The organism is Xaviernesmea oryzae (genome assembly GCF_900109605.1).
GTDB classification, from domain to species: Bacteria; Pseudomonadota; Alphaproteobacteria; order Rhizobiales; family Rhizobiaceae; genus Xaviernesmea; species Xaviernesmea oryzae.
Map to the genome: position 1 here is coordinate 157,717 of NZ_FOAM01000004.1, position 23,996 is coordinate 181,712.

Sequence of the window (23,996 nt, forward strand, 5' to 3'; positions counted from 1 at the left end):
GATCCCTGGGAGCCAGATTAGACCCGAATCCCTTACTCAGATCGCGAAGAGCGGGACGGCAGGACCGCGAAGCGGTCCCGCACGGAATTGAGCGTCAGGCCGCCCTGCCGGAGCCGGTGAACTGGCCTTGGGGACGATAGCGCACGAGATAGGACGGCAGGACAGCCTCGACCAGGCGCGGCTCGATGCCGAAGGCACCTAGCGTGCGACCTTCGGCCTTGGCAGCGTCCGAAACGATATTGTCCGACTTCAGGAGCGTCACCTGATCCGGCGTCAAGGCCGGCGCGCCGAAGGGCATCAGCGATGCGATGCTGCCGAGCGTGGACGCGAGGCCGAAAGGAATCGAGACGAAGGACTTCGTCCGGTTGATCACCTTCAGCATGATCTCGAGACACTGGCGGAAGGTGAGAACCTCCGGACCTCCGAGTTCATAGACCTTGCCGGCGGGCACCTTGCCTTCGACGGCCGTCGCGACGGCTTCCGCCACGTCTGTGACATAGACCGGCTGCAAGAGCGTGCGGCCACCGCCGATCAGCGGCAGAGCCGGGGCAAAACGGGTCATGTCGGCGAACTTGTTGAAGAAGCCATCCTCCGGCCCGAAGACGATGGACGGACGCAGGACGATTGCCTGCGGCAGGATATCGAAGATCGCCTTTTCGGCGCGGCCCTTGGTGCGGGCATAGGCGGATTGCGCATTCGGATCAGCACCGATCGCGGAAATATGCGTCAGCGTCGCACCTTCGGCCCTGCAGGCCTCGGCCACGGCACGGGCACCGAATTCCTGAATGGCGTCAAAGCTGTTGGCGCCGCGCTCGAACAGGATGCCGACACAGTTGACGACATGATCGGCGCCCCGCACGGCTGCATCGATCGATGCGCGATTGCGCAGGTTTGCCTGTACGAAGCCGATCTGGCTGACATTGCCGAGCGGCTGCAGAAAGCCGGCGAGATCGGGACGGCGAACGGCAACGCGCACGCGAAAGCCGCGCTTGGCCAGCGCGCGCACCACATGCCGGCCGACGAAGCCGGATCCGCCGAACACCGTGACGAGCGGGGGATGATTGCCAATGGTCATGGACGAGCTCCGGTCCTTGGAAAAAAAGAGGTTGTTGCACGGTACATAACGCAAGATTGACGGCAGGTGAAGCGCGGCGGCTCGCACCGCATTTCTTCATCGAATGCCGCAACCACCGCCCTTGAAACACGCTGTCCGCAGCAGCGTCAGACGCCCTCGACCACCATGATCTCCCCGTCCGCAACCTCCTGCCGGATCGCGGCGGCGCGGCTATATTCAGGCGACCTGTAGCAATCGACGGCGGCCTCGAAAGAGGGGAACTCGATGATGACGTTGCGCGCCCGGCCCGGCCCTTCCATGGCCTCATGCCGCCCGCCCCGGGCGAGAAAGACCGCCCCGAAGCGCTCGAAGGCCGGCTTGGCTGCCGCGATATAATCCTTGTAGCGCTCGGCGTCACGGGCATCCACGCGCGCGATCCAGTATCCCTTGGCCATGTGATCCTCCCAATATAATGCAGGCATTGCCTGTTCGATGCTGATATAGGCCAGCGCCCGTTCGCGACAAAGCCTGCAATCTGGCCAGGCTCTGCACGCCGGATCCCCATCATAAGAGCGGAATTTCAGACGAGGCCGCGTCTATTTTTCGCCATCCCGCTTCCGATGCGGCTTACCGATTGGCCGGCCAGTTGGCGAGCAGCATGTCGTCGAGAATGGCCTGCGCGGCGGCGGCAGGATCGGCGGCATTCATGATCGGCCGGCCGACGACGAGATGGCTGGCGCCGGCGCGGATCGCGTCATACGGGGTCATCACCCGTTTCTGGTCGCCAAGCTCGGCGCCGACGGGGCGGATGCCGGGGGTCACGAGCGCCATATCGGCGCCGATCACCGCCCGCACGGCCTCGGCCTCTTCCGGCGAGCAGACGATACCGCCCATGCCGGCATCGCGCGCCTGCGCGGCGCGCGTCAAGACCAACTCACGCGGCGTGCCGGCATAGCCCGCTTCGGTCAGGTCAGCCTCGTCCATGGAGGTGAGAACGGTGACCCCGAGCAGGCAGAGCGGCGAGCCCTGTGCCGCCGCGACCGCCGCGCGCATGGCCTTGGGATAGGCATGCAGCGTCAGCATGGATACGCCGAGTTCGGCAATGCGCTCCACGCCCTTGGCAACCGTGTTATCGATGTCGAGCAGCTTCATGTCGAGGAAGACACGCTTGCCGCCATCCATCAGCTGGCGCACCAGATCCAGCCCACCGCAAAAGGCCAGCTGATAGCCGATCTTGTAGAAGGTGACGGCATCGCCGATCCGTTCGACCACGGCGCGCGCCTCTGCAATATCGGGCGCATCGAGACTGACGATCAAGCGTTCGCGCGTGCCATCCATCATAGGCTCTTCTCCTGCCAGGCTTCGATGGGCGTCCAATCGCACAGCACTTTGCGGTCCGCAAGGCGGAAGGCAAACAGGTTCCCACCGCCACAGGGCTGATCCTGGCTGCGGGTGATGGGGACGTTGAGGAGGTGGCACTTGAGCAAGGTGCCAACGGCGCCGTGGCCGACGAACAAGAGGGGTCGGTCGACATCGTGATCGGCAAGCGCCGCCTCCACGGCGCGGACGATGCGCGCCTGCGCATCCACGGCCCGTTCCCACCCGCGATAGCTTTCCTGCGGCGCGGCAAAGAACTGGTCTGCCGCCACCTCGAACAGATCAGGGGTGAGAAACCCGGTGGCCGAGCGGTCGTTTTCGCCCATGGCCTCGACCGTCTCGGGCTTGATGCCGGCCGCCTCGGCCAGCATCGCGGCGGTCTCAATCGCCTTGGTCTCCGCGCTGGAGACGATGCGCTTGAGCTGGCGCACCCAGGGCGCCCGCTCTGCAGCCGCCAGGCAGCGGGCCCGCCCAGCTTGAGACAGACCCCATAGCGGCACGGGGATGGCCGGATCGATTTCGACCTGCGGATGGGTAAGATAGATGGCCAGCATGGCGAATGCCTTTCGTCCCGAATGCTTCGAGCCGCGCCAAAGGGCGCAAGCAGGTGAAGCCTGGAGCCTTACCGTCATCCGCCGCACCGTTTCATGACATCGCGCGCCGCCTCAATGCGTACGGCGATAGATCCAGAGCTGCGCCGGAGGAATGTTGCGCACCACGAAATCCAGATGCTGGATGGTGTAGCGACCCGGCATGGCGACGACAGGTGACATGGGCCCATAGGAAATCTGCACCACCGGACGGCCGGGCGGCACGCGCTTCAACAGATCCTCGACCAGGGCAACGCGGCGCGACATCGGGAAATTCAGGAGCGGCACGGCCGAGATCACACAGTCGAACATGGCGTCGCTCGCCGTGCCCAGGGTGGTGTCGAGATCGAAGGCATCGCCATTGATGAAGTTCACCCCGGCGAAAGTACGCGTCAGATGCAGAAAGAAATCGGTGGAATATTCCACGGAATAGAGCTGTTCCGGCCGAATGCCGCGATCGAGGATGGCCTTGGTGATGACGCCGGTTCCAGGGCCGAGTTCGAGCACGGGCAGGCCCGACTGGGGATCGATCACGCTTGCCATACGCCGCGCGGTGATGCCGGAGGTCGGCAGGATCGCGCCGACTGCCTTGGTGTTGCTGATCCAGCCCTTGAAGAAACGAATCTCCTCATCGAACTTGCGGCCCAGCTTATCCTTCAAACGCAATGCCATGGAATTCATCTCCTGCACACAAGAACGTTCGGCAGCCCGCCTTTTAAAATCCAGGCGGTTGCTGCACCTAGCGCACCGGCGGCGGCCTGCCTTTTGGCCCAGCCGCGCCCGGTGATCGTCTGGCCGCTCTGTTCAGCGCGCGACGTGGTTTGCCGCATATCAGCAAACCATTGTCTTATGTGGGAAAGTCGGTCGAGGCGCAAACACAATTCACAAATCCTTCATCATTTTCCCCTTGAGCATCAGGGCATCAACAGGCGCGCGGTGTTCGCGCAGCGTGTTGTCGAAGAAGACGAAGATATCGGTGGGCGGCAGGCGCTGCCGGCTTGTGGGCGCGCTGATCAGCCGCTGCGGATCGTGCTCCTCGCTTTCGGCCCATGCGTCGAGCCGCGCGCTCCAGCAATCGAGCGCCGTCTCGTCATAACCGCTGACATAGAGTTCCTTGTCGCCATGCAGGCGAACATAGATGAAATCGGCGGTACGATCGACGATCAGCGGAAAGGTCGGGGCATCGGCAATCACGAGCGCGACATTGAACCGACGCAGCAGCCGAATGAAGGCCGGCACGCGAAAGCTTTCATGGCGAACCTCGATCGCATGGCGGATCGGGCCGAGACCGACAGGATCGAGAAAGACATGGCCGGCGACATGATCGTCATGCGCCTTGGCCAGCGCCAGCGCCTCCTCGTCTGTCTGGGGCAGAAGCGCGAGAAAGGCTTCCATTCGGCCTTCGTCGAAGGCAAGGCTCGGCGGCAATTGCCAGAGGATGGGACCAAGACTGGAGCCAAGCGCCAGGAGCCCGGATGCGAGGAAATTGGCAAGCGGCGTGGCCGCATGGGCGAGCCGCAGGTCGTGGGTGATGTATTTCGGCGCCTTGACCGCCAGAGGGAAGCCCTCCGGCACGCTGTCGCGCCAGCGCTTGAACGTGTCCGGCCGCTTGAGGCCGTAAAAGGTGCTGTTGATCTCCAGCGCATCGAAGCGGCTGGCGGCATAGGCCAGTTCATCGGCCTGGCGCAGCCCTTTCGGATAGAAGCCGCCGCGCCAGGGCGGATAGGTCCAGCCCGACAGACCGATGCGAATGCGGCTTTTGCCCACAGCCCTCTCCCTGCCCACCCAAGGGGCTTCGGTTCAATTCGTCCAGCCTTCCGGAAAACGACAACGGCGCGCCGGATGAGGACGCGCCGCGGAGGAAGAACAGGATGAGGGTAGGCACGGTTCCCGCTCGCTGGCCAAAAGCCAAGCAGTCAGGCTCGGACCGGTCGGGTCTTAGACCCGCATCGGCATCAGCACATACAGCGCTTCCTCGCCCGCCAGATCGCGCACCAGCGTCGGCGAACCGGGATCTGCCAGCATGAACACGGCCTCGCCGCCAGAAAGCTGCGAGGTGATGTCAAGAAGATACTTGGCATTAAAGCCGATTTCGAGCGGATCGCTCTCATAGCCGACCGGCAGCTCTTCCGTGGCGCTGCCCGAATCCGGATTGTTGACGGTCAGCGTCAGGCTTCCATCGTTCAGGGCGAGCTTCACCGCGCGGCCCCGTTCGGAGGAAATGGTCGAGACGCGGTCCACGGCCTGGGCGAAGGTCTGGCAATCGACGCGCAGTTCCTTGTCGTTATTGGCGGGGATGACGCGCTGATAATCGGGAAAGGTGCCGTCGATCAGCTTCGAGGTCATGACGATCGAGCCGATGGTGAAGCGGATCTTGGCGTCGGAGACCTCGATGGTAACGGTCGCATCCGGCTGGTCGACCAGCTTCTGCAGCTCACCCACGGTCTTGCGCGGAATGATGATGCCCGGCATTCCCTCCGAGCCAGACGGCGCTTCCAGGTCGGCGCGCGCCAGGCGGTGGCCATCCGTGGCGACGGCACGGATCTTCAGATCGCCCTTGCTTTCGACCGTGTGGATGTAGATGCCATTGAGGTAATAGCGGGTTTCCTCGGTCGAGATCGCAAACTGCGTGCGGTCGATCAGCATCTTCAGGTCAGATGCCTTCATCTTGAAGCTGTGGGTGAAGGTACCGGCGGTGAGATCAGGAAAATCGGCCTCCGGCAGGCATTGCAGCGAGAATTTCGAGCGGCCGGAGGCGACCGTCATCGCCGTGCCCTCGGCATTGGTGGCGAGGCGCACTTCGGAGCCATCCGGCAGCTTGCGCACGATATCATAAAGAAGATGGGCCGGAACGGTGGTGGCGCCGGGCTGCTCGACGGTGACGGGCGTGCCCTCGGTGATCTCCAGATCCAGGTCGGTGGCCTTCATTTCCAGGCTGTCGCCGGCAGCCGCGCGCAGGAGTACATTCGACAGGATCGGGATCGTGTTGCGCCGCTCGACCACACGGTGAACATGGTTCAGCGACTTCAGGAGATTGGACCGCTCGAGAGTAATGCGCATGGAGGCAACCGCTTTCAGACTGAACCGGCGATCCGGCTCTAAAACTCGTGACAGACCCCTATTGCCCTCCTTCACATTGGAGAGCGGGGTAGGAACTGGACGCGCAAAATGGCAGAAGAACGCAGCCAAACGCAAGGCCCGTTCGACAGGACAGGCAGACGCTTCCCGTCCTATGTTCTGAAGAGATAGGGCAGGCCTTGAGCATGAGAACAGGACGGCACCATGGATGACGAGACGAACGGCCCGGACGACGAGGCGCTGGACTCCGCGCCGGACGAAAAGCGCGGCTTCCGCATCGGCCAGGCCAGCCTTCCCGCCCGCCCCCTGGAGGCGGGCCTTTATCTCGTCGCCACGCCGATCGGCAATCTCGGCGACATCACCCTGCGCGCGCTCGAAACCCTTGCCGGGGCGGACGTCCTGGCCTGCGAAGACACGCGTGTCACCCGTGTGCTGCTCGACCGCTACGGCATACGCAACAGGCCCTTCAGCTATCATGAACACAATGCGACCGAGGCCGGCGAAAAGCTGCTGACGGCGCTTGCCGACGGCCGTTCGGTTGCTTTGGTTTCGGACGCAGGCACGCCGCTGGTCTCCGATCCCGGCTACCGCCTGGCGCAATCGGCCATTGAGGCAGGCCACCGCGTCATTCCCGTGCCTGGCGCCTCGGCGCCGCTCGCGGGCCTTCTTGGCTCCGGCTTGCCGAACGACGCCTTTCTCTTTGCCGGATTCCTGCCGACCAAGGACAAGGCGCGGCGGGACCGGCTGGCCGAACTGAAATCGACGCCCGCCACGCTGATCCTGTTTGAATCGCCGCACCGCATCGGCGCAACGCTCATGGCGGCGTCGCAGGTGCTGGGAGCCGAGCGGCCTGCCGCCGTTTGCCGCGAACTGACGAAGACCTTCGAGGAATTCCGGCGCGGCACGCTCGCCGAGCTTGCCTCCGCCTATGAGGACGCCAGCGTCAAGGGAGAGATCGTTCTGGTCATCGGCCCGCCGCTGCCGGAGGCCGCGCCGGATGAAGACACGGTCGACCGCCTACTCCTGGAACTTGCCGCCACCCTGCCAACGGGAAAGGCAGCCACGGAGGCGGCCCAGCGCCTGGGGCTCAACCGGCGAGACCTCTACGACCGGCTTCTGAAGCTGCGGCAGGGCGCATGAACGCTGCCCGCCATATCGACCGGCCGAACCCGAAGCGCCATAAGGCGCGGCGGCGCGGTGCGCTGGCCGAATATCGCGCGGCACTTGCCTTGATCGTTAAGGGCTACAGGATCCTCGGCTTCCGCGAGCGGACACCGCTTGGCGAAATCGACATCATCGCCCGTAAAGGCGATCTGATCGCCTGCGTGGAGGTGAAAGCTCGGCGCTCGTTGGAGATGGCCGTCTTTGCGGTCACGCCCTCTTCCCAGCACCGCATTCGCGGCGCGGCCGGCCTTTGGCTGTCGCGCCGGGCGGATGCCCACAAACTTTCGGTGCGTTTCGACATCGTCGCCGTCACGCCCTGGCGCTGGCCGGTGCATCTGCCCGGTGCCTTCTGACACCGGCCGGCATTGGCGGCACGAAAGGAAACCGGGCCACACCCTCGGCCCAAGGCCGAGATGGGAATTCCATGTCTTCCGCTCTTAATGGCGCGGCCGCACACTTAGCTGGTTGTCGACCAGATGCACGCCGATGACGGAGGCAGCGCACTCTTCCAGACAGCCGACCTCATTGTCGGAGCCGACCGCGCCGATCAGCACGATCGTGCGGCCGAGCGCCATCACCTGCACATCGGATGTATCGATCATCGAGACGTAACGCAGATAGCGCATGACCTTGCCGGCCAGGTCGTCGTCGGTCAGGTGCGCCTCATCGTCGGCTCGGCAGTAGAGTTGCTCACGCATCATCTGGCCCCTTTCTAATCGGCGGGGCAACGCCGGGTTTTCCTGATTGTTCCGAAAGCTTTTGATGCAATTCGAATAGGCGAACAGCTTAAATGCGGCGCCGCGAAGGCGTGAGGGTGCAGTCAGGCCTGTGGCGATAGATTCGACAGCACGGATATGGCCGATGACGATCGCTTCCGGCGATTAAGCGACGCAGCTTGCCATGTGGAAAGCGAAGGCTGGATCGTATTAGAAGGTGGCGCCCTACGAGACAGGTGACGTCAGGGCTTCCAAGGCGTTGCGTAAAGCCGGGAGGACGGGTCTGGGAGAGGCAAATGTCAGGCCTGGTCCTGTCGCACATAGATCAGCGCTTCATGGGCGGCGGCAATGAAATCGTGCCGGGCGTAGTCGGGCGCCTGTTCACCGAGCAGCACGTAATGGCACGTCTTCAAAGCGGTCTCATAGGCCGGGCCCTTGTTTTCCTGTGGCCAGCGTTTGAGAAGGATTCGCGTTGCTTCCTGTGTATCGCAAACGGCTTCAAAGGCACCCACACCATTCAGCTCGATGATGACAGGTCTTCGCCAGCATTTCTCCGCCATGGCAAGCTTCCTCCTTTTGTCTTTTGTTGGCTGCGCAGGAGCAGCTAAGAGTTGATAAACTCTCAAATAACACGTTTTAGTTTAAGAAGCCGGATGATGATCATAGGGCTGACTTGCTTGCGTGAGCCTGACGCAATGTGAGTTTTCAGTTACCAAGCCACCACGGGACTCTGCAGCATCGAACCCATCGCCGAATCCAGCCACCCAGGCCCTAAGGCTTTCGATCCTCATGCTAATTTTCTTCATGCCTTAGAAGCGATTTGAAGGATGAGACAGGCGATCATGTGTCGGCTTGCGCTGGATGTGCGACCTAGCGCATACCCTCATGACAATTCCTTCAGCGTCCATTTCAGTCCGCTGAAACCCTATGCCGGCTTGGCAGCGACCTGTTTCGGCGTTTCAAGAGGGCGGAGACGTCCCAGCTTAGAGCGCTTGTGATGTTTCATCCGCATGCCGCAGTCTGTTTTCGCAAAAGGGCGCTTGCCGAAAGATCCGCATGTCGCAAGTCTTCCTCAACGTCGTTCCGATCTTTTTGCTGATCCTGGCAGGCTATGCCCTCATCCGGTTGCGCTATCTCAAACCCGCTGTCGGAGAAGCGCTGGGCGATTTCGTCTTTCGCGTCGCCGTGCCGCTGCTGCTGTTTCGCACCATTGCCGAAGCCGATTTTGCCGCGGGCGGTTCGCCTTGGCCACTGTGGTTGGCCTATTTTGGCGGTGTGGCACTGGCATGGAGCCTGGGCCACGTGATCGCGACGCGTCTTTTCGGGCGAGATCAGCGCGTGGGCGTGCTGGGCGGCGTGTCCTCCGGCTTTGCCAATACGGTGTTCATCGGCCTGCCGCTGGTCTCCCGCGTGGTTGGGGCAGATGGGCTGGTCGCGCTGTCCATCCTTCTGGCCGTGCATCTGCCGATCATGATGATCACCGGCACGGTGCTGATGGAGCGCGCCGAACGGCAGGTGAGCGGGCGCCCGCCGCAATCGCCGCTGACGCTTGCGCGCGGCATCGTCCTCAACCTGGTCCGCAACCCCCTGGTCGTCGGCCTCGCATGCGGGGCGTTGTTTCACCTTTTCGGCGTTGGCCTTTCAGGCCCGGTCAAGGTCGCACTCGACCAGTTGATCGCCATGGCGGCGCCGGCGGCCCTGGTCTCGATCGGCATGGCGCTCGACCGTTACGGCTTGAAGGGGAATCTAGGGCTTGCGACCGTTACCAGCCTGTTAAAGCTCGTGGTGATGCCCGCTGCCGTTTTCGCCTTTGCCACGCTTCTGGGCCTGCCGGCTGATTGGCGGGCAGCGCTGGTGCTGACCGCCGCCGTGCCGACAGGCGTCAATGCCTGGCTGATCGCCAATCACTTCAATGTCGGCCACGCGCTGGCCTCTTCGACGATCACGCTGACGACGGCGCTCGGGGTTTTGACCGTGTCCGCCTGGGCCTATCTGCTCCTGTGATTCGCCCATGACGACGGGGCGCCGCTGCCTGCCGATGCGGCAGCCCAGCCGCGTTCAGCGGGACACTTCGTGACATAATCGTGGAGGCGGCTAAGCTTTCAGAACGCTCGACCGAAAAGCGCAAACCGGTTTCGACACGCTTCTCCCGAGCAGATGTATCCATCCAGCCCGTTCAAGCGCGGACGCGTCACCTTTGGCAACGAACAAAAGGCAGCATGGACGCATCCAGCCGCCTTCGCTCGTCATCGCTGCTGCAGCCCAACCCGGCGCCTCTGCCTGGCCTGAGATGCGGTCCGTTACTGGCTTGGCGCGTCGGCGCCCGGCAGTGGCACCGGCTGGTCGGCCTGCTGGCGCAGCCAGGCGAGCAGGCTCGCGCGTTCCTCCGGCTTCTTCAGCCCGGCAAAGCCCATGGCCGTTCCCGGCACATGCTTCTTCGGGGCCTCGACGAAGTAGCTCAGATGATCGAAGCTCCAGGTCTTGTTGGCCTCGGCGAAGGTCTTCATGCCAGCCGAATAGCTGAAGCCCTCATGCGAGGCGATGGGCCGCTCGACCACGCCCCAGAGATTCGGGCCGACCTTGTTGGGTCCGCCCTTTTCCACGGTATGACAGGCCGCGCATTTCTTGAAGATCGTCTCGCCGGCCGAGGCATCCGCCTTGGCGAGCAACGGCTTGATATCAACCTCCTTCTCCTCAGCCCCTGCGCTCTCTCCCGCAGCGGCCGGCTCGTCGGCGGCGATCGCAAAGCCGGGCTTTTCCGGCGCTTCCGAATGAAACAGACCTTCGGACGCGATCGAGATCGACATCAGCATGAAGACCACGCCCAAAAACGCGCCGATCGCCATATTCACATAGGCATTCATTCGATCATGCTCCCCCTCATGTCGACAGATGGTATAGGCGACCATCTTGAAATCACCTGAAACCTATGGCTTTTGCCTGCCCGAAGCAACCGGGAACTCCCAGCGCGACAAAGCTGCACAGGCACTTTTTGCGCGCCTTTTGAAGGTCTTCGCATGATAGACGGCAGTGCGCCCCTCGTTCCGCTCCCCAAGGCCCTCCTGCTCATCCCTGCGCGCATGGCGTCCACGCGCCTTCCCGGCAAGCCGCTGGCGGATCTGTGCGGCGTGCCGATGATCGTCCAGGTGGCGCGGCGCGCGGCCGAAGCCGATGTCGGCCCTGTGCTTGTCGCGGTCGACCATCCCGAAACCTTTGCCGCCGTGAAGGCTGCCGGCTTCAACGTGGTGATGACGCGGGTAGAGCATCCCTCGGGCTCCGACCGGATCTTCGAGGCGCTGCAGGGATTCGACCCAGCCGGCGAAGCGGACGTGATCGTCAATGTCCAGGGCGACCTGCCGACGATCGAGCCCGAAACCATCCGCGCCAGCCTGCGCCCGCTTGCCGATCCGGCAGTCGACATCGCCACGCTGGCGGTAGAAATCACCGACGAAGCGGAGAAGGCCAATCCGAACGTGGTCAAGGTTATCGGTTCGCCGATTTCGGAGAGCCGGCTGCGTGCACTCTACTTTACGCGCGCGACCGCGCCTTATGGGCCTGGGCCGCTTTATCACCATATCGGTCTTTACGCCTATCGCCGTGCGGCGCTGACACGATTCGTTACGCTGCCGCCCTCCCCGCTGGAAGAGCGCGAAAAGCTGGAACAGCTGCGCGCGCTGGAGGCGGGCATGCGCATCGATGCCGAAATCGTCACCTCCGTGCCGCTTGGAGTGGATACGCCAAACGATCTGGAGCATGCCCGCCGCATTCTCGCCGCGCGCGGCGCCTGACCTTTCAGAGAGCATCCTGTCCATGAGCAAGACCAACCGCATCAGCTTCCAGGGCGATTTCGGCGCCAATTCCGATATGGCCTGCCGCGATGTGTTTCCCAGCATGGAGCCTCTGCCCTGCCCGACCTTCGAGGACGCCTTCGTCGCGCTTGAGAGCGGCGAGGCCGATCTCGCCATGATCCCGATCGAAAACACGCTGGCCGGCCGGGTGGCCGACATCCACCACCTGCTGCCGCAATCCCGGCTGCATATAACAGGCGAATATTTCATGCCCATCCGCTTCCAGCTGATGGTGCTGCCGGGTGTGACGCGCGAGGAAGTGCGCACCGTCCACAGCCATATCCATGCGCTTGGCCAATGCCGCAACATCGTGCGCGCCAATGGCTGGAAGGCCGTGGTGGCGGGCGATACGGCCGGCGCGGCCAAGCTGGTGTCCGAAAAGGGCGATCGATCCATGGCGGCACTTGCGCCAAGGCTGGCGGCCGAACTCTATGGCCTCGATATCATCGCCGAAAATGTCGAGGATTCCGAAAGCAATGTGACGCGATTCGTCGTGCTGGCCCGCGAGCCCAAGGAACTGGCACGCGGCGAAGAGCCTGTCGTCACCACCTTCGTCTTCAATGTCCGCAATATTCCGGCCGCGCTCTATAAGGCGCTCGGCGGCTTTGCCACCAACGGCATCAACATGACGAAGCTGGAAAGCTACCAGATCGGCGGGCGTTTCATCGCAACCCAGTTCTATGCCGATATCGAGGGACATCCCGCCGATCCTGCCGTGGCGCGTGCGCTGGAGGAGCTGCGCTTCTTTTCCGAGAAGGTCCGCATTCTCGGCACCTATCCCGCGCATCCCATGCGTCTGCACCTGTAATATGAGCGTCGCACGACTTGGCGACTATCGAAGCGATGCCTAATTATCGTTAGCCGACAACTACGTAAGACGCTTTTTTAGAGTATTTTTCTCACATTGCCTGTCGGCGCTGTGTCCTTCCGGTCACGCCTATCGGCAACCTGCGCCAAATGGTCCGGAATGCGGCAATCGTAAGCCGATCTTACTTTTTCTTGTGACCAAAACATGATTGTTTGATGGCCGACGACTCAAGCCGGCCTGAACCCGCCGGCGGTCATTGCGGCGCCGGCGTGGGAGCCATGCGACACGGTCTTCGCAGACGGTGTCCGTATGAGACGGCCATGACGACGGTGCCGGGCCTGACGGCTTCTTACCCAGCCGCCGGCATTTTCAGGAACGGAGTTTTCCATGACTGTTCGTGCTCTTCTTCTGGCCAGCGCTGCGGCCCTGTCGCTGATGCCCGCCGCCCATGCGGCCGACGCCATCGTCGCCGCCGAACCCGAGCCGCTGGAATATGTGCGCGTCTGCGACGCCTATGGTAAGGGCTACTTCTACATTCCCGGCACCGAGACCTGCCTGAAGATCGGTGGCTATGTGCGTATGGACTCCACCTTCGGCGAAGAGCCCTATGCCGGCGTGAATGACGGCTGGGTGGCCCTCAGTCGGGGGGAACTGGAATTCGATGCGCGCAATGACACCGAATTGGGCCTTCTGCGCTCCTATATCGAACTGCGCGGCGATGCCACGCGCAACGGCAGCTCGGAAGAACTCTACAGCGCCTATATCGAGATCGCGGGCTTTCGCGCCGGCTATACCGACTCCTTCTACGACACCTGGCTGAATTCGGCCGGCGCGGTCATCAATGACGACGTCATCGACTATACCGGCGATCGCACGAACCAGCTCAGCTATGTCTATGGCGATGTGGAAAAGGGCTTCTCCGCCATGATCGGCATTGAAGACGGTGCCGGCAGCTACGCCTATGGCCCCGGCGCCAATCAGGTCGTTTCGCTGGCCGCACGTGACACGCCCTATTTCATCGGCGGCGCGAAGTACGAGGATAGCTGGGGCGGCCTGTTCGGCATCATCGGCTATGACACGCGCGCTGAAGCAATCGGCGCCAAGATCCGCGTCGAACTGGCTGCCACAGACAAGATCAAGCTCTTCGCCATGGCCGGCTACCAGTCGGACTGGGACAACAGCGATGGCCCGCTGGGCACCCGCCGGCGCAATTACTACGGTCCGTGGAATGGCGACTGGGCGGCCTGGGGCGGCTTTACCGCCACGCTGACGGAAAAGACCTCGCTGAACGGTCAGGTCGCTTGGGAAGAAGATGGCACCATCGCCTCGGCTCTGAACGTCGAATACAAGCTGACCAACGAACTGCTGCTGCTGCCGGAACTCAACTACACCAAGTTCCACGGCCTGCGCGGCAATGGCGAAGCCTTTGGCGGCACGCTGCGCCTGCAGCGCGATTTCTGAGGTCCCGCTGCGCCGTTTCTTGGCTTCAGAACCGGTCCAGGGATCTGGTCGGTCACAGTGAGCCAAGGCGGCATTGCTCGCCCTGCATCTCGAAGGCCCGTCGGCGCCCATGCGCCGGCGGGCCTTTCTCTTTGGCGGAGGTGCCCAGCGGCCGAAAAGCGAGGCGCGCTTTCCCTCAGGATTGACCTGGTGCCTTTATGCGGATCATCGATCCGTTTCGAGGAGCGTGACATGGCAGACACTACCTCGATCCAGCGTAGATTCGAGAGTCTGCTAACGATCAGGACGATCCCTGACCGAGGCCGGCTGCACCACGGGCTTTATGCTCAAGCAGCGCAAGAGACATCAGAGAATTCAATCATGTCATATGCTTATTATGACATTCCGTGCGCAGCGGATCTTATTCCCAGGGTTTGAAAAGTCGGCACGGAGCAGTCGGAGATTGATCGCTCTTAAGTCGATTTTTATCTTTCAAAGATTAGACTCTCCTACTTAAAACTGAATGCACATATGCCGCGGAGAAGCTTTTGCGGAAATGCGGCTCCTCCAGGGTTGGGCTGATGTGTCCAGGCAGATGCTGCCCCCTGCGGCGGCTTTGCGATGAGCACATATCCGGGGACAAGGGTGAAGGCGTGGCGGAGATCTGGATGATCGCTGCCCCCTTCGGCGGCGAAGGCGGGAGAGGCATTGGCATGGACGGCAGGATTTTTCTTCAACGGATTGGCGCAAAGCTCGGGCTGATGTCGGCCACGGGGCTGGTGATGACGGCCCTGATGCTGGGCGCCATCTGGTTCGGCTTCAGCCAGGTCAATCAGGCCTCCGGCGAGATGGTGCGCGAGCAGGCCCGGGTGCTGGCCCTGGTCGATGCCAAAGCATCGATGCGCGGGCAGCAGATCGGCGCGCGGGATCTCCTGCTGCTGACCGATATCAAGGATGCGCCGCCCATTCTGGACTACGTCAAACAGCGAACGGCGTCCTTCGACAAATTCATGCAGCTCGCGCTCGATCAATTGTCCGATCAGGAGGATGGCGCGCGGATCAAGCAGATCCAGGCGATCGATACGGCCTGGCTGCAAAAGCTCACAGAGCTTGAAAGGCTGGTTCTGGACAGGCTGGAAAACCATGCGGCAACAGCCACGCCGGAGGAGCATGCGGCCCACCAACAGATGATGGCGCTCGCCGATTCGCTGGCGAAGCTGGTCGACCAGGACGTCAACGCCGCCAAGGGCACGATTGCCAAAGGCGCGGTGGCGATGCGCTCTGCCTATCAAACGGCGCTGGTGACCTGCCTGGGTGTCGGTCTCGTTCTGGCGCTGGTCCTCATCGCCACGACCTATTACGGGGTCAAGGGCATTGCCGGGCCGATCGGCATGCTCACAGGCAGTATGCTGCGGTTGGCGCAGGGCAACCTGTCGGAGATCGTGCCGTTTCGAACCCGCAAGGACGAAATCGGCAGCATGGCCGGCGCGGTCGAAGTCTTCAAGCAGAGCAGCATCCAGATCCGGGAGTTGCATGCCCAGGAAGCCGCGCTTCAGGCCAAGAACGCCGATCTCCAATCGAGCATTGCCGTGGTGGTCAGTGCCGCGGCGGCGGGCAATTTCCGTCAGCGCATCACCAAGCGCTATGACAATCCCGATCTGGATAATTTCGCCCAACAGGTCAACGGGCTGGTCGGCTCCGTGGATCAGGGCGTCAGCGAAGTGCGCCGGGTGATTTCAGCCCTGGCGCGCGGCGATTTGACGGAGAGCATGCAAGGCGACTTTCAAGGCGATTTCGGCGAACTGAAGGACAATGTGAACACCACCATGTCCAATCTCCAGTCCGCCATGGACGAAGTCCGCCAGGCGATCGACTCGATCAATGGCGGCGCGGTCGAGCTCAGCAAGGCCTCGAACGACCTGTCGAGGCGCACGGAGCATCAGGCCGCCTCACTGGAGGAGACGTCTTCCGCGCTGGAAGAAATTACCGTCGCCGTGCGCAATTCCAAGGATCGGTCAGCCGAAGCCAGCCATATGGCCGGTGAAGCGCGCCGCAGCACGAGGGAATCCGGCACCGTGGTGCAAGACGCGATCGAGGCCATCGCCCGCATTCAGCAGGCCTCCCAGGAAATCGGCCAGATCATTTCCGTGATCGACGAGATCGCCTTTCAGACCAACCTGCTTGCGCTCAATGCCGGCGTTGAAGCCGCGCGCGCCGGCGAGAGCGGCAAGGGTTTTGCCGTCGTCGCCCAGGAGGTTCGCGAACTGGCGCAGCGCTCGGCCGCAGCGGCCAAGGACATCAAGACGCTGATCTCGCGCTCGGCACAGGAGGTGCAGTCCGGCGTTACCCTGGTGACGGCGACGGGCAGCGCCATCAGCCTCATCGATGAGCATGTGGAGAAGATCGCCAGCCATGTTCACTCGATCGCCACGGCCACCCAGGAACAATCGGTCGGCCTCTCCGAAGTCAGCACGGCCGTCAACGAGATGGACCAGGTGACCCAGCAGAATGCGGCGATGGTCGAGGAATCCACGGCCGCCACCGCCCGTCTGGCCGAAGAAGCTACGAATCTTGCGGGGCTGATCGCTCGGTTCAAGCTGCGGGACGGGGGCGTTGACACCGGCGGCCGCAGGCTGCGGGCAGCATAGATCAAACCTCGGAGCAGCTCACCTGTAGCGGGCAAGACGACCGGGCGCCGGCGGCGAGAGCCAGCGGCGTCGGTTCGGCAGATCGCTTAAAGCATCAGACCGGAAATCCTCATCGGTCCGATGATCGAGACTGCGTGTTTTGCATCGGATTTTCCCGGGAACCGGTTCCCACTTCCCAATCCGAATGCTCTGAGCGACATGCTCTAGTCGCGCCAGTCCAGCCAGTCGCGCATCAGCCGGTGGGCGATGGCGCCCTTTGGTGGCGAGCTGCGCACCCCGTCTTCAGCGGAAACGCCGGTCGCCTGCGCCAGCAGGGCGGCGGTTTCGTCGCGCGTGAACCAGCGGCAATCTTCCAGCTCATGGGAATCGAAGCGGATCTCGGTCGATTTCGCCTCGGCATAGCAACCGATCATCAGGCTATGCGGCATCGGCCAGGGCTGGGAGGCATGGTAGCGCACCCGTCCCAGCTGGATGCCGGACTCCTCCAGCGTCTCGCGCCGCACCGCATTCTCGATCGTTTCCCCCGGCTCGACAAAGCCGGCGAGGCAGGAATACATGCCCGGCGGAAAATGCGGGCCGCGTCCGAGCAGACAGACATCGCGCTCGAGGTCGATCGTCAGCATGATGACGACGGGGTCCGTGCGCGGAAACAGCATGTGGCCGCAGGCGGTGCATGCACGGCGGTAACCGCCGGAGCGGCTTTCCGTCGGGCTGCCGCATTTGCCGCAGAAGCGATGCGTGGCATTCCAGACGATCAGGCTCGCCGCTTGGGCGAACTGGCCGAGGACAGGTTCGGGAACCATGCTCTGGCGATAGAGCGTGCGTCCTTCCACCAGCTTGAACGTCGCCTCTAGCCCCTCGGCCGGCGCCTTGACGGGAACGGCCAGACGCGGTTCGCCGTTGGGCAGCGTGCCCAGCAGAACGATCTCGTCGAGATCGGGATCGAGACCAGCCAGCTCGTAAGGCGCGAACAGCGGATCGACCACCTGCTCGTCATGCTTGACCACCAGCCTGTCTCCGGAAAAGGCGAGCAGATGCGCGCCTTCCTGCTTCAGGGCCAATGCCACGCAATCATCCGGCCGGTTTTCCGAATCGCGGTCGAGCGGATTTTCGGCGAAGGCCGTCAGCGAGCTGGGCTCCGGATGCGGCCCGTGCAGATCGAACAGCGAGCGGATGGTCACGACAGGCGCTCCATCAGGCGGAAGACGAAACGGTCGCGTTCGGCCTCGTCCCAAGGCTCGGCCGCGCCGACGCCCCAGACCGGGTTCGGCCAGGCGGCATCGGTTTCCAGCCGGGCGATGACATGGACATGCAGCTGGCGGACGTGATTGCCAAGCGCGCCGATATTGATCTTGTCGGCACCGGTGACGTCGTTCAGCACTTCGGCAATGCGCACGGTCTCGGCAAACAGCAGCGCCTGATCCTCGGGCAGAAGTTCGTAGACCTCCTCTATACCGTCCCGGCGCGGCACCAGGAGAAGCCAGGGCCAGCGGCTATCCTCCATCAGGCGCAGTTCGCACAGGTCCAGATCGACCAGATGCCGGCTGTCGCGCGCGAGGCGCGCATCGATTTCAAATTGCGTCAAGCCCTTCTCCTTCGGTTCACGGAAGGCATGCCTCGTGAAGGCGAACCTTCCTCGCGTTCGATAGCAGTTTTTTGAAGGCTTGGCTTGCATTTGCTAGCGATATTGACGATATGCAGAGCCGGGAGGTTGGTGGTGGACGAGCCACTCGCCAACCGGGTCAGGTCCGGAAGGAAGCAGCCCTAACGAGCCCCGGCACGGGTCATCGTGCCAGCCTCCCACCCTTTTCCGGCCCCGCCCGCCGCGCCCGCTTGCCATCAGGCGGCCGGACTGGCGATAAAGCCGCCTCAACCCGCGCCAAGCGTGCGCGGAAGGGGCATCGACGCGGCAGGGACGATGAGCGACACCACGACACGGATTCCGGACGTTTCGACCGCAGGCGACAAGCCCGCCGCCTATCGCGTGCTTGCGCGCAAATATCGGCCCAAGGACTTCTCCGACCTGATGGTCGGCCAGGAGCCCATGGTGCGAACCCTCACCAATGCTTTCAACACCGGCCGCATCGCCCAAGCCTATATGCTGACCGGCGTGCGCGGCGTGGGGAAAACGACAACGGCCCGCATCTTGGCGCGTGCGCTGAATTACAAGACCGAGACCAATGACCGGCCGAGCATCGATCTCTCGATTCCCGGCGAACATTGCCAGGCGATCATGGAAGGCCGCCATGTCGACGTGATCGAGATGGACGCCGCCTCCCATACCGGCATCGACGACATCAGGGAGATCATCGAGCAGGTCCGCTACCGCCCGGTCTCGGCGCGCTACAAGGTCTATATCATCGACGAAGTGCACATGCTCTCCACCCAGGCCTTCAACGGCCTGTTGAAGACGCTGGAAGAGCCGCCGGAGCATGTAAAGTTCATCTTCGCCACCACCGAAATCCGCAAGGTGCCGATCACGGTCCTGTCGCGCTGTCAGCGCTTCGACCTGCGCCGGATCGCTGCCAGCGATCTCGTCGGCCTGTTCACCACCATTCTGGGCAAGGAAGGCGTGCCGGCCGAGCCGGAGGCCTTGGCGATGATTGCGCGTGCAGCCGAAGGGTCGGCGCGCGACGGCCTGTCGCTGCTCGACCAGGCAATCGCCCATGGCGCCGGCGCGGTGGAAACTGCAGCGGTTCGCACCATGCTTGGCCTGGCCGACCGCGCCCGCATCGTCGATCTGTTCGAACATATTGCCAGAGGCGATGTGTCCGCCGCGCTGGACGAATTTGCCCGGCAATATGAGGCCGGCGCCAGTCCATCCGTGGTCCTGACGGATCTCGCCGACTTCACCCATCTCGTCACCAAGCTGAAATTCGTGCCTTCGGCGGCTGAAGACCCCTCCTTGAGCGAGGCCGAGCGCCAGCGTGGCGCTGAATTTTCCGGCGCCATTGCCGTGTCCACCCTGTCGCGACTCTGGCAGATGCTTCTCAAGGGCATTGCCGAGACGGAGGCATCCTCCCGCCCTGCAGGGGCCGCCGAGATGGTGCTGATCCGGCTTGCCCATGCCGCCCATCTGCCCGCGCCGGAAGAGGCCGCGCGCCGGCTGATGGACCTTTCCAGCTCTGGTGGCGGCGCGCCTGCCGGATCCCACGGCGGCGGCCCGGGCACCGGCGGCGAGCGGATGATGACACAGGCGGTCAGCAGCAATCTCGGCTCAGGAGCGCACCACCCCCCCGCGCCGCAGGCCGTGCTTGGAGGACCGCAAGCATCCCTTAGGGTAGGAGTACCGTTGCTGCGCGCAGTTCCCGCCGCGCGGGAGGCGGAACCGCACAGCCTTGGCCAGGTCGAAACGCGGCCTGCCCCTGCACCGTCTGCGAGACCCGCCGCGCGGGACGACCAGGCCGGCAACGGCGTGGCCGTGCGCAATGCGGCTGATCTAGCCGAGCTGTGCGCCAAGCATCGCGACATCGTGCTCAAGACCAATGTGCGCAAGTTCGTGCGGGTAGTTCGCATCGAGCCCGGCCGGATCGAAATGAACCTGCCGGAAGACGCGCCCAAGACCTTAGTGGCCGATCTCCAGCGGCGGCTGGAGGAATGGACCGGCCGGCGCTGGATGGTCATTTTGAGCCGCGAGCCGGGCGAAAAGACCCTTGTCGAACAGGAAACGGACGCGCAGGAGCAATTGCTGACCGATGCGCGCGCCGATCCCGATGTCGCCGCCATTCTCGCCCGCTTTCCCGGCGCCCGGATTGCCGATGTGCGCATCCGCACGCCCGATCCGGAGGCCAACGACGAGATGCCGGCAGCACCCGCGACCGCCGAATCGGCGGAAGGCGACATTCTGCCCGGCGACGACGTTCTGCCGGAGGATGAGTTCTAGGCGGAACGCGACCGTCACGATGGCTCACATTCCTTAGGATGGGGATGCCCGTCCACATTTCGCTTGATCCCCACTGCAGATAGCCGGCGAAGGATCGAAAACAGCGTGGATGCAGAGAGCAAATCCCTCCATAGGCAAAGGCCGGCGGGGTGACACAAGACAGCCGACAAGACAAACAGGATCATGAGAACGAGGAGCTGATATGCGCGACATCATGGGCATGATGGGCAAGGTCAAGGAAATGCAGGCCAAGATGGAGAAGATGCAGGAGGAGATCGCCGCGCTCGAAGTCGACGGCACCTCCGGCGGCGGTCTCGTTTCCCTGCGCCTGGATGGCAAAGGCAATCTCAAGGGGTTGAAGATCGACCCCTCGCTCTTCAAGGAGGACGATGTCGAGATCCTCGAGGATCTGATCGTCGCTGCCCATAAGGATGCCAAGGACAAGGCCGAGGCCGTGACGGCGGAAAAGACACGGGAGCTGACGGCAGGTCTGCCGATTCCCCCCGGCATGAAGCTGCCTTTCTGATCGGATTCAGCTCACGCGTGGTCTGATTTTGACATGTGATCCTCAAGATCACTGCAGATGGGTATCAAAGTCATTCTACCAGGCTGGCGCGTAGTTTTGCGTGGATCGGGCTTGCGAGATAGCGGGTCCGATCCTCGGCCGTCAGCCGCTTCGGCTGGAAGACCAGCAGTTCCGGCATGGTGATCACCGCGCCGGCGAAGCGGATGTGGGACACCGCGTCGCCTGCCGTCAGCACGCCGCCCTTCAGCACCCGGCAATAGAAGCCGGGGCGCGCGACCTTCAGGAATCGCTTGGCGAAGAGCCGGTCCTCCATGCGGATCGACAGCGTCGCGCAGGGCGTGCGCGTGGATGTGACCTCGAGCAAAACATCCGCCGTCTCGAAGCGGTCGCCAACCGAAACCGTGCGGCTGTCCGCGCCATCGATCACCAGATTTTCCCCCAGCGTGCCTGGTGTCAGCGGGCGCCCGAGCTCGGCACTCCAGCCGTCGAGATCGACGGTGCCGAGGCCGTATACCGCCTGCTCCAGCCCGCCATGATGATCACCATTGCAGACGGCATCGCCGACGAGACCATTTTCGTCCACCATCACGCCGGCGCGCGTGGCATGCTTGAAGATGCCGGTTTTCGTGCGGCGGCCCGGAAGGCGTTCGGGAGAGCCGATGCAAACGGCGACGATCTTCATAAGGGTCCTGCTTTCCGATGGCCAACGCGCACAGCCTGATATCGTTGCGATCACAGATCACGTTCCAGTCTGCGGAAGGTTCCCTGACAAGGCATCAGGCGGAATAGTGCGCCTCCGCAGAGATGCTTCGGCCTTACCTCCGCCGTCCGATTGAGATAGAAACCCGCCATGGCAAAACGAGTCACCGGACCCGAAATCGAAAAGCTGATTCAGCTCCTGGCCAAGGTGCCGGGGCTTGGCCCCCGCTCGGCGCGGCGTGCCGCCCTGCATCTGGTCAAGAAGAAAGACCAGTTGCTCGGCCCGCTCGCCGATGCGATGGGCGAGGCACATCGCAAGGTGCGCATCTGCTCCTGCTGCGGCAATATCGACACGGTCGATCCCTGCAGTGTGTGCACCGACGTGCAACGCGACCGCTCCGTCATCATCGTGGTCGAAGACGTCTCGGATCTCTGGGCACTGGAGCGCACGGGGGCCATGAACACGGCCTATCATGTGCTCGGCGGCGTGCTCTCCCCGCTCGATGGCATTGGCCCTGACGATCTCAACATCGCCTCGCTGGTCGACCGCGTGGCCGAAGGCGCGGTGCGCGAACTGATCATCGCCGTCAACGCAACGGTGGAGGGGCAGACCACGGCCCATTACATCACCGACCGGCTCGATGGGCTGGAGGTCAAAATCACCCGCCTTGCCCATGGCGTGCCCGTCGGCGGCGAACTCGATTATCTCGATGAGGGCACGCTGACGGCGGCGCTCAAGGCAAGGACGGCATTTTGATCTCGACCCTGTTCCGCATCCTGAAGTACTGTGTCCAGCCATCGTCATCATCGGACTCGCCGCGAGGATCTGCTGCCGTACATCCGACAAGGGCAGGCGCCATCTTTCAGCCCCGGCAGATGCTCGGCACAGGGCCGAGCATGGCGGTGGAGAAACGCGGACGGGCTTCTTGTCGGATCCAGATGCGCCTAGCAGTCCTCTTCCTCGCCCTCCTGCCACTGCCGGCACTGGCTGCCTCCAAGGCGGAAACCGAAGCGCAGTTTCGCCAATGGCTCGTCAGCGATTTCTGGCCGCAAGCCAAGGCAGGCGGGATTTCGCGCGCGCATTTCGATGCCGCCTTTGCCGGAATAAAGCTCAACTGGGACCTGCCGGACTTGGTTTTGCCTGGCCAGCCACCGAAAGACGAGAAGCAGGACCAGGCCGAGTTCGCGTCGCCCGGCGCCTATTTCTCGGAAAAGCGGCTTGCAGATCTGGCCGCTGCCGGCCGTACGCTCGCCTCCGTCCATGCCGCGACGCTCCGCCGGATCGAGAAGACCTATGGCGTTCCCGGCCCGATCGTGCTCGCCATCTGGGGCCGCGAGACCGGTTATGGCCGGGCGAAGATCCCGCATCCGATCATCGAGGTGCTGGCGACCAAGGCCTTCCTGTCACGCAGGCCGGAGCTTTTTCGCAAGGAGCTGGTGGCTGCGCTGCATATTCTCGACAGCGGCGATATCAAGGAGGCCGACATGCGCGGCTCCTGGGCCGGCGCCATGGGGCAGCCGCAATTCCTGCCGACGAGCTTCCTGCAATATGCGGTGGATTTCGACGGCGACGGACGGCGCGACATCTGGAATTCCGTGCCCGATGTGCTGGCTTCCATCGCCAACTATCTTTCCAAGAAAGGCTGGCAGCGCGGACGCGACTGGGGCACGGAAGTGCGCCTGCCGCAGACGGTTTCCTGCGCGCTGGAAGGGCCAGACAGAGCGAGGCCGACGTCTCAGTGGATAAGCGACGGTGTTGCGCGCGCCTCAGGCAAGGACTTTGCCGCCAACGAAGCCAAGCGCGAGGCGATGATCTTGGTACCTGCCGGGCGCTCTGGTCCTGCCTTCCTGGTGACGCCCAATTTCTACGTCCTCAAGGAATACAACAATTCCGATCTCTACGCCCTGTTCATCGGCAATCTCGCCGACCGCATCGGCAGTGGCGGCAGCGCCTTCCGCGCGCCCTTCGGCGATGTCGGGCACATGCTGCGCTCGGATGTGCTGACCATTCAGAAGCGTCTGGAGGCCAAGGGTTATGACATCGGCAAGGCTGACGGCCTCGCCGGCTACAAGACCCGCCGCTCGATTGGCGAATGGCAGCAGAAATCCGGTCTGAAGCCTACCTGCTTTCCCGATCCTGCGATGAAGGGGCGGATTTGATCCGC

Annotated in this window: 23 protein-coding genes, 1 other RNA gene and 1 pseudogene; 12 read left to right on the plus strand and 13 right to left on the minus strand. The window is 63.1% G+C overall.

Going from position 1 to position 23,996, the window contains the following annotated elements:
* Positions 1-94 precede the first annotated feature (94 nt).
* The 7 genes from BMX61_RS06195 to dnaN all read right to left on the minus strand — a co-directional run bounded on the left by BMX61_RS06195 (position 95) and on the right by dnaN (position 6,081).
* The gene (locus tag BMX61_RS06195; protein ID WP_075628509.1) at positions 95-1,075 is read right to left on the minus strand and encodes a complex I NDUFA9 subunit family protein; all 981 of its coding nucleotides are present in this window, start codon (positions 1,073-1,075) and stop codon (positions 95-97) included.
* A 146-nt stretch (positions 1,076-1,221) separates the two neighbouring features.
* Positions 1,222-1,509 carry a DUF1330 domain-containing protein gene (locus BMX61_RS06200; RefSeq protein ID WP_075628508.1) on the minus strand — a complete coding sequence of 96 codons (288 nt, stop codon included), beginning with the start codon at positions 1,507-1,509 and terminating at the stop codon, positions 1,222-1,224.
* A gap of 172 nt (positions 1,510-1,681) precedes the next feature.
* The gene (gene pyrF / locus BMX61_RS06205; protein WP_075628656.1) at positions 1,682-2,392 is read right to left on the minus strand and encodes an orotidine-5'-phosphate decarboxylase; all 711 of its coding nucleotides are present in this window, start codon (positions 2,390-2,392) and stop codon (positions 1,682-1,684) included.
* Positions 2,392-2,985 (minus strand): histidine phosphatase family protein, encoded by a 594-nt coding sequence (locus tag BMX61_RS06210; RefSeq protein ID WP_075628507.1) that lies wholly within the window; start codon positions 2,983-2,985, stop codon positions 2,392-2,394. Before BMX61_RS06210 ends, pyrF begins: the two co-directional genes overlap by 1 nt.
* A 111-nt stretch (positions 2,986-3,096) precedes the next feature.
* Positions 3,097-3,693, minus strand: a complete 597-nt coding sequence (pmtA, locus tag BMX61_RS06215) for a phospholipid N-methyltransferase PmtA (RefSeq protein WP_075628655.1) — start codon at positions 3,691-3,693, stop codon at positions 3,097-3,099.
* Between the two features lie 210 nt (positions 3,694-3,903).
* Complete coding sequence (locus tag BMX61_RS06220; protein ID WP_075628506.1) at positions 3,904-4,788, minus strand: DUF72 domain-containing protein; 885 nt, start codon at positions 4,786-4,788, stop codon at positions 3,904-3,906.
* 171 nt (positions 4,789-4,959) lie between these two features.
* Complete coding sequence (gene dnaN / locus BMX61_RS06225) at positions 4,960-6,081, minus strand: DNA polymerase III subunit beta (protein WP_075628505.1); 1,122 nt, start codon at positions 6,079-6,081, stop codon at positions 4,960-4,962.
* Positions 6,082-6,303: 222 nt separating this feature from the next.
* Here dnaN and rsmI point away from each other — a divergent pair, with 222 nt between their 5' ends.
* Both rsmI and BMX61_RS06235 read left to right on the plus strand, forming a co-directional pair.
* Positions 6,304-7,239, plus strand: coding sequence for a 16S rRNA (cytidine(1402)-2'-O)-methyltransferase (rsmI, locus tag BMX61_RS06230; protein WP_075628504.1), 936 nt, complete (start codon positions 6,304-6,306; stop codon positions 7,237-7,239).
* On the plus strand, positions 7,236-7,616 hold the full coding sequence (locus tag BMX61_RS06235) for a YraN family protein (protein ID WP_075628503.1): 381 nt from the start codon (positions 7,236-7,238) through the stop codon (positions 7,614-7,616). Before rsmI ends, BMX61_RS06235 begins: the two co-directional genes overlap by 4 nt.
* 84 nt (positions 7,617-7,700) lie before the next feature.
* Here BMX61_RS06235 and BMX61_RS06240 read toward each other — a convergent pair whose 3' ends face one another.
* A complete protein-coding gene (locus BMX61_RS06240; protein WP_075628502.1) occupies positions 7,701-7,964 on the minus strand; it encodes a BON domain-containing protein in 264 nt (87 codons plus the stop codon).
* A gap of 314 nt (positions 7,965-8,278) precedes the next feature.
* Positions 8,279-8,539, minus strand: a complete 261-nt coding sequence (locus BMX61_RS06245; protein ID WP_075628501.1) for a DUF982 domain-containing protein — start codon at positions 8,537-8,539, stop codon at positions 8,279-8,281.
* A gap of 496 nt (positions 8,540-9,035) precedes the next feature.
* Between BMX61_RS06245 and BMX61_RS06250 the strand changes: the two genes are divergently transcribed.
* Positions 9,036-9,983 (plus strand): AEC family transporter, encoded by a 948-nt coding sequence (locus tag BMX61_RS06250; protein ID WP_075628500.1) that lies wholly within the window; start codon positions 9,036-9,038, stop codon positions 9,981-9,983.
* Positions 9,984-10,073: 90 nt separating this feature from the next.
* Here the strand turns inward: BMX61_RS06250 and BMX61_RS06255 are convergent.
* Positions 10,074-10,843: pseudogene (locus BMX61_RS06255) on the minus strand (c-type cytochrome).
* A gap of 153 nt (positions 10,844-10,996) precedes the next feature.
* Between BMX61_RS06255 and BMX61_RS06260 the strand changes: the two are divergent.
* The 4 genes from BMX61_RS06260 to BMX61_RS06275 all read left to right on the plus strand — a co-directional run bounded on the left by BMX61_RS06260 (position 10,997) and on the right by BMX61_RS06275 (position 16,723).
* Positions 10,997-11,767, plus strand: a complete 771-nt coding sequence (locus BMX61_RS06260) for a 3-deoxy-manno-octulosonate cytidylyltransferase (protein ID WP_075628498.1) — start codon at positions 10,997-10,999, stop codon at positions 11,765-11,767.
* A gap of 22 nt (positions 11,768-11,789) precedes the next feature.
* Positions 11,790-12,635 (plus strand): prephenate dehydratase, encoded by an 846-nt coding sequence (locus BMX61_RS06265; protein WP_075628654.1) that lies wholly within the window; start codon positions 11,790-11,792, stop codon positions 12,633-12,635.
* Between the two features lie 387 nt (positions 12,636-13,022).
* Complete coding sequence (locus tag BMX61_RS06270; RefSeq protein WP_075628497.1) at positions 13,023-14,096, plus strand: porin; 1,074 nt, start codon at positions 13,023-13,025, stop codon at positions 14,094-14,096.
* 647 nt (positions 14,097-14,743) lie between these two features.
* Positions 14,744-16,723 (plus strand): methyl-accepting chemotaxis protein, encoded by a 1,980-nt coding sequence (locus tag BMX61_RS06275; protein WP_234794614.1) that lies wholly within the window; start codon positions 14,744-14,746, stop codon positions 16,721-16,723.
* Positions 16,724-16,926: 203 nt separating this feature from the next.
* Here BMX61_RS06275 and nudC read toward each other — a convergent pair whose 3' ends face one another.
* A complete protein-coding gene (nudC, locus tag BMX61_RS06280; protein ID WP_075628653.1) occupies positions 16,927-17,898 on the minus strand; it encodes an NAD(+) diphosphatase in 972 nt (323 codons plus the stop codon).
* Between the two features lie 2 nt (positions 17,899-17,900).
* Positions 17,901-18,308, minus strand: a complete 408-nt coding sequence (locus tag BMX61_RS25005; RefSeq protein WP_075628495.1) for an HIT domain-containing protein — start codon at positions 18,306-18,308, stop codon at positions 17,901-17,903.
* Positions 18,309-18,429: 121 nt separating this feature from the next.
* Between BMX61_RS25005 and ffs the strand changes: the two genes are divergently transcribed.
* From ffs to BMX61_RS06295, 3 genes are all read left to right on the plus strand, one after another.
* Positions 18,430-18,527, plus strand: an RNA gene (gene ffs / locus BMX61_RS06285) — signal recognition particle sRNA small type.
* A gap of 114 nt (positions 18,528-18,641) precedes the next feature.
* Entirely contained in the window at positions 18,642-20,606 is a 1,965-nt protein-coding gene (locus BMX61_RS06290) for a DNA polymerase III subunit gamma/tau (RefSeq protein WP_075628494.1), read from the plus strand.
* A 202-nt stretch (positions 20,607-20,808) separates the two neighbouring features.
* The gene (locus tag BMX61_RS06295) at positions 20,809-21,132 is read left to right on the plus strand and encodes a YbaB/EbfC family nucleoid-associated protein (protein WP_075628493.1); all 324 of its coding nucleotides are present in this window, start codon (positions 20,809-20,811) and stop codon (positions 21,130-21,132) included.
* A 70-nt stretch (positions 21,133-21,202) separates the two neighbouring features.
* Here BMX61_RS06295 and BMX61_RS06300 read toward each other — a convergent pair whose 3' ends face one another.
* A complete protein-coding gene (locus BMX61_RS06300) occupies positions 21,203-21,814 on the minus strand; it encodes an MOSC domain-containing protein (protein WP_075628492.1) in 612 nt (203 codons plus the stop codon).
* Between the two features lie 168 nt (positions 21,815-21,982).
* Here BMX61_RS06300 and recR point away from each other — a divergent pair, with 168 nt between their 5' ends.
* Together recR and BMX61_RS06310 are read left to right on the plus strand one after the other, a co-directional pair.
* On the plus strand, positions 21,983-22,588 hold the full coding sequence (gene recR, locus BMX61_RS06305; RefSeq protein ID WP_075628491.1) for a recombination mediator RecR: 606 nt from the start codon (positions 21,983-21,985) through the stop codon (positions 22,586-22,588).
* Positions 22,589-22,770: 182 nt separating this feature from the next.
* Complete coding sequence (locus BMX61_RS06310) at positions 22,771-23,991, plus strand: lytic murein transglycosylase (protein ID WP_075628490.1); 1,221 nt, start codon at positions 22,771-22,773, stop codon at positions 23,989-23,991.
* The last annotated feature ends 5 nt before the right edge of the window (positions 23,992-23,996 follow it).

Coding starts and splice junctions, on each gene's coding strand:
- BMX61_RS06195 (WP_075628509.1), bottom strand. CDS start 1,075: ATGACCATTGGCAATCATCCCCCGCTCGTCACGGTGTTCGGCGGATCC.
- BMX61_RS06200 (WP_075628508.1), bottom strand. CDS start 1,509: ATGGCCAAGGGATACTGGATCGCGCGCGTGGATGCCCGTGACGCCGAG.
- pyrF (WP_075628656.1), bottom strand. CDS start 2,392: ATGGATGGCACGCGCGAACGCTTGATCGTCAGTCTCGATGCGCCCGAT.
- BMX61_RS06210 (WP_075628507.1), bottom strand. CDS start 2,985: ATGCTGGCCATCTATCTTACCCATCCGCAGGTCGAAATCGATCCGGCC.
- pmtA (WP_075628655.1), bottom strand. CDS start 3,693: ATGGCATTGCGTTTGAAGGATAAGCTGGGCCGCAAGTTCGATGAGGAG.
- dnaN (WP_075628505.1), bottom strand. CDS start 6,081: ATGCGCATTACTCTCGAGCGGTCCAATCTCCTGAAGTCGCTGAACCAT.
- rsmI (WP_075628504.1), top strand. CDS start 6,304: ATGGATGACGAGACGAACGGCCCGGACGACGAGGCGCTGGACTCCGCG.
- BMX61_RS06235 (WP_075628503.1), top strand. CDS start 7,236: ATGAACGCTGCCCGCCATATCGACCGGCCGAACCCGAAGCGCCATAAG.
- BMX61_RS06240 (WP_075628502.1), bottom strand. CDS start 7,964: ATGATGCGTGAGCAACTCTACTGCCGAGCCGACGATGAGGCGCACCTG.
- BMX61_RS06245 (WP_075628501.1), bottom strand. CDS start 8,539: ATGGCGGAGAAATGCTGGCGAAGACCTGTCATCATCGAGCTGAATGGT.
- BMX61_RS06250 (WP_075628500.1), top strand. CDS start 9,036: ATGTCGCAAGTCTTCCTCAACGTCGTTCCGATCTTTTTGCTGATCCTG.
- BMX61_RS06260 (WP_075628498.1), top strand. CDS start 10,997: ATGATAGACGGCAGTGCGCCCCTCGTTCCGCTCCCCAAGGCCCTCCTG.
- BMX61_RS06265 (WP_075628654.1), top strand. CDS start 11,790: ATGAGCAAGACCAACCGCATCAGCTTCCAGGGCGATTTCGGCGCCAAT.
- BMX61_RS06270 (WP_075628497.1), top strand. CDS start 13,023: ATGACTGTTCGTGCTCTTCTTCTGGCCAGCGCTGCGGCCCTGTCGCTG.
- BMX61_RS06275 (WP_234794614.1), top strand. CDS start 14,744: ATGATCGCTGCCCCCTTCGGCGGCGAAGGCGGGAGAGGCATTGGCATG.
- BMX61_RS06290 (WP_075628494.1), top strand. CDS start 18,642: ATGAGCGACACCACGACACGGATTCCGGACGTTTCGACCGCAGGCGAC.
- BMX61_RS06295 (WP_075628493.1), top strand. CDS start 20,809: ATGCGCGACATCATGGGCATGATGGGCAAGGTCAAGGAAATGCAGGCC.
- BMX61_RS06300 (WP_075628492.1), bottom strand. CDS start 21,814: ATGAAGATCGTCGCCGTTTGCATCGGCTCTCCCGAACGCCTTCCGGGC.
- recR (WP_075628491.1), top strand. CDS start 21,983: ATGGCAAAACGAGTCACCGGACCCGAAATCGAAAAGCTGATTCAGCTC.
- BMX61_RS06310 (WP_075628490.1), top strand. CDS start 22,771: ATGCGCCTAGCAGTCCTCTTCCTCGCCCTCCTGCCACTGCCGGCACTG.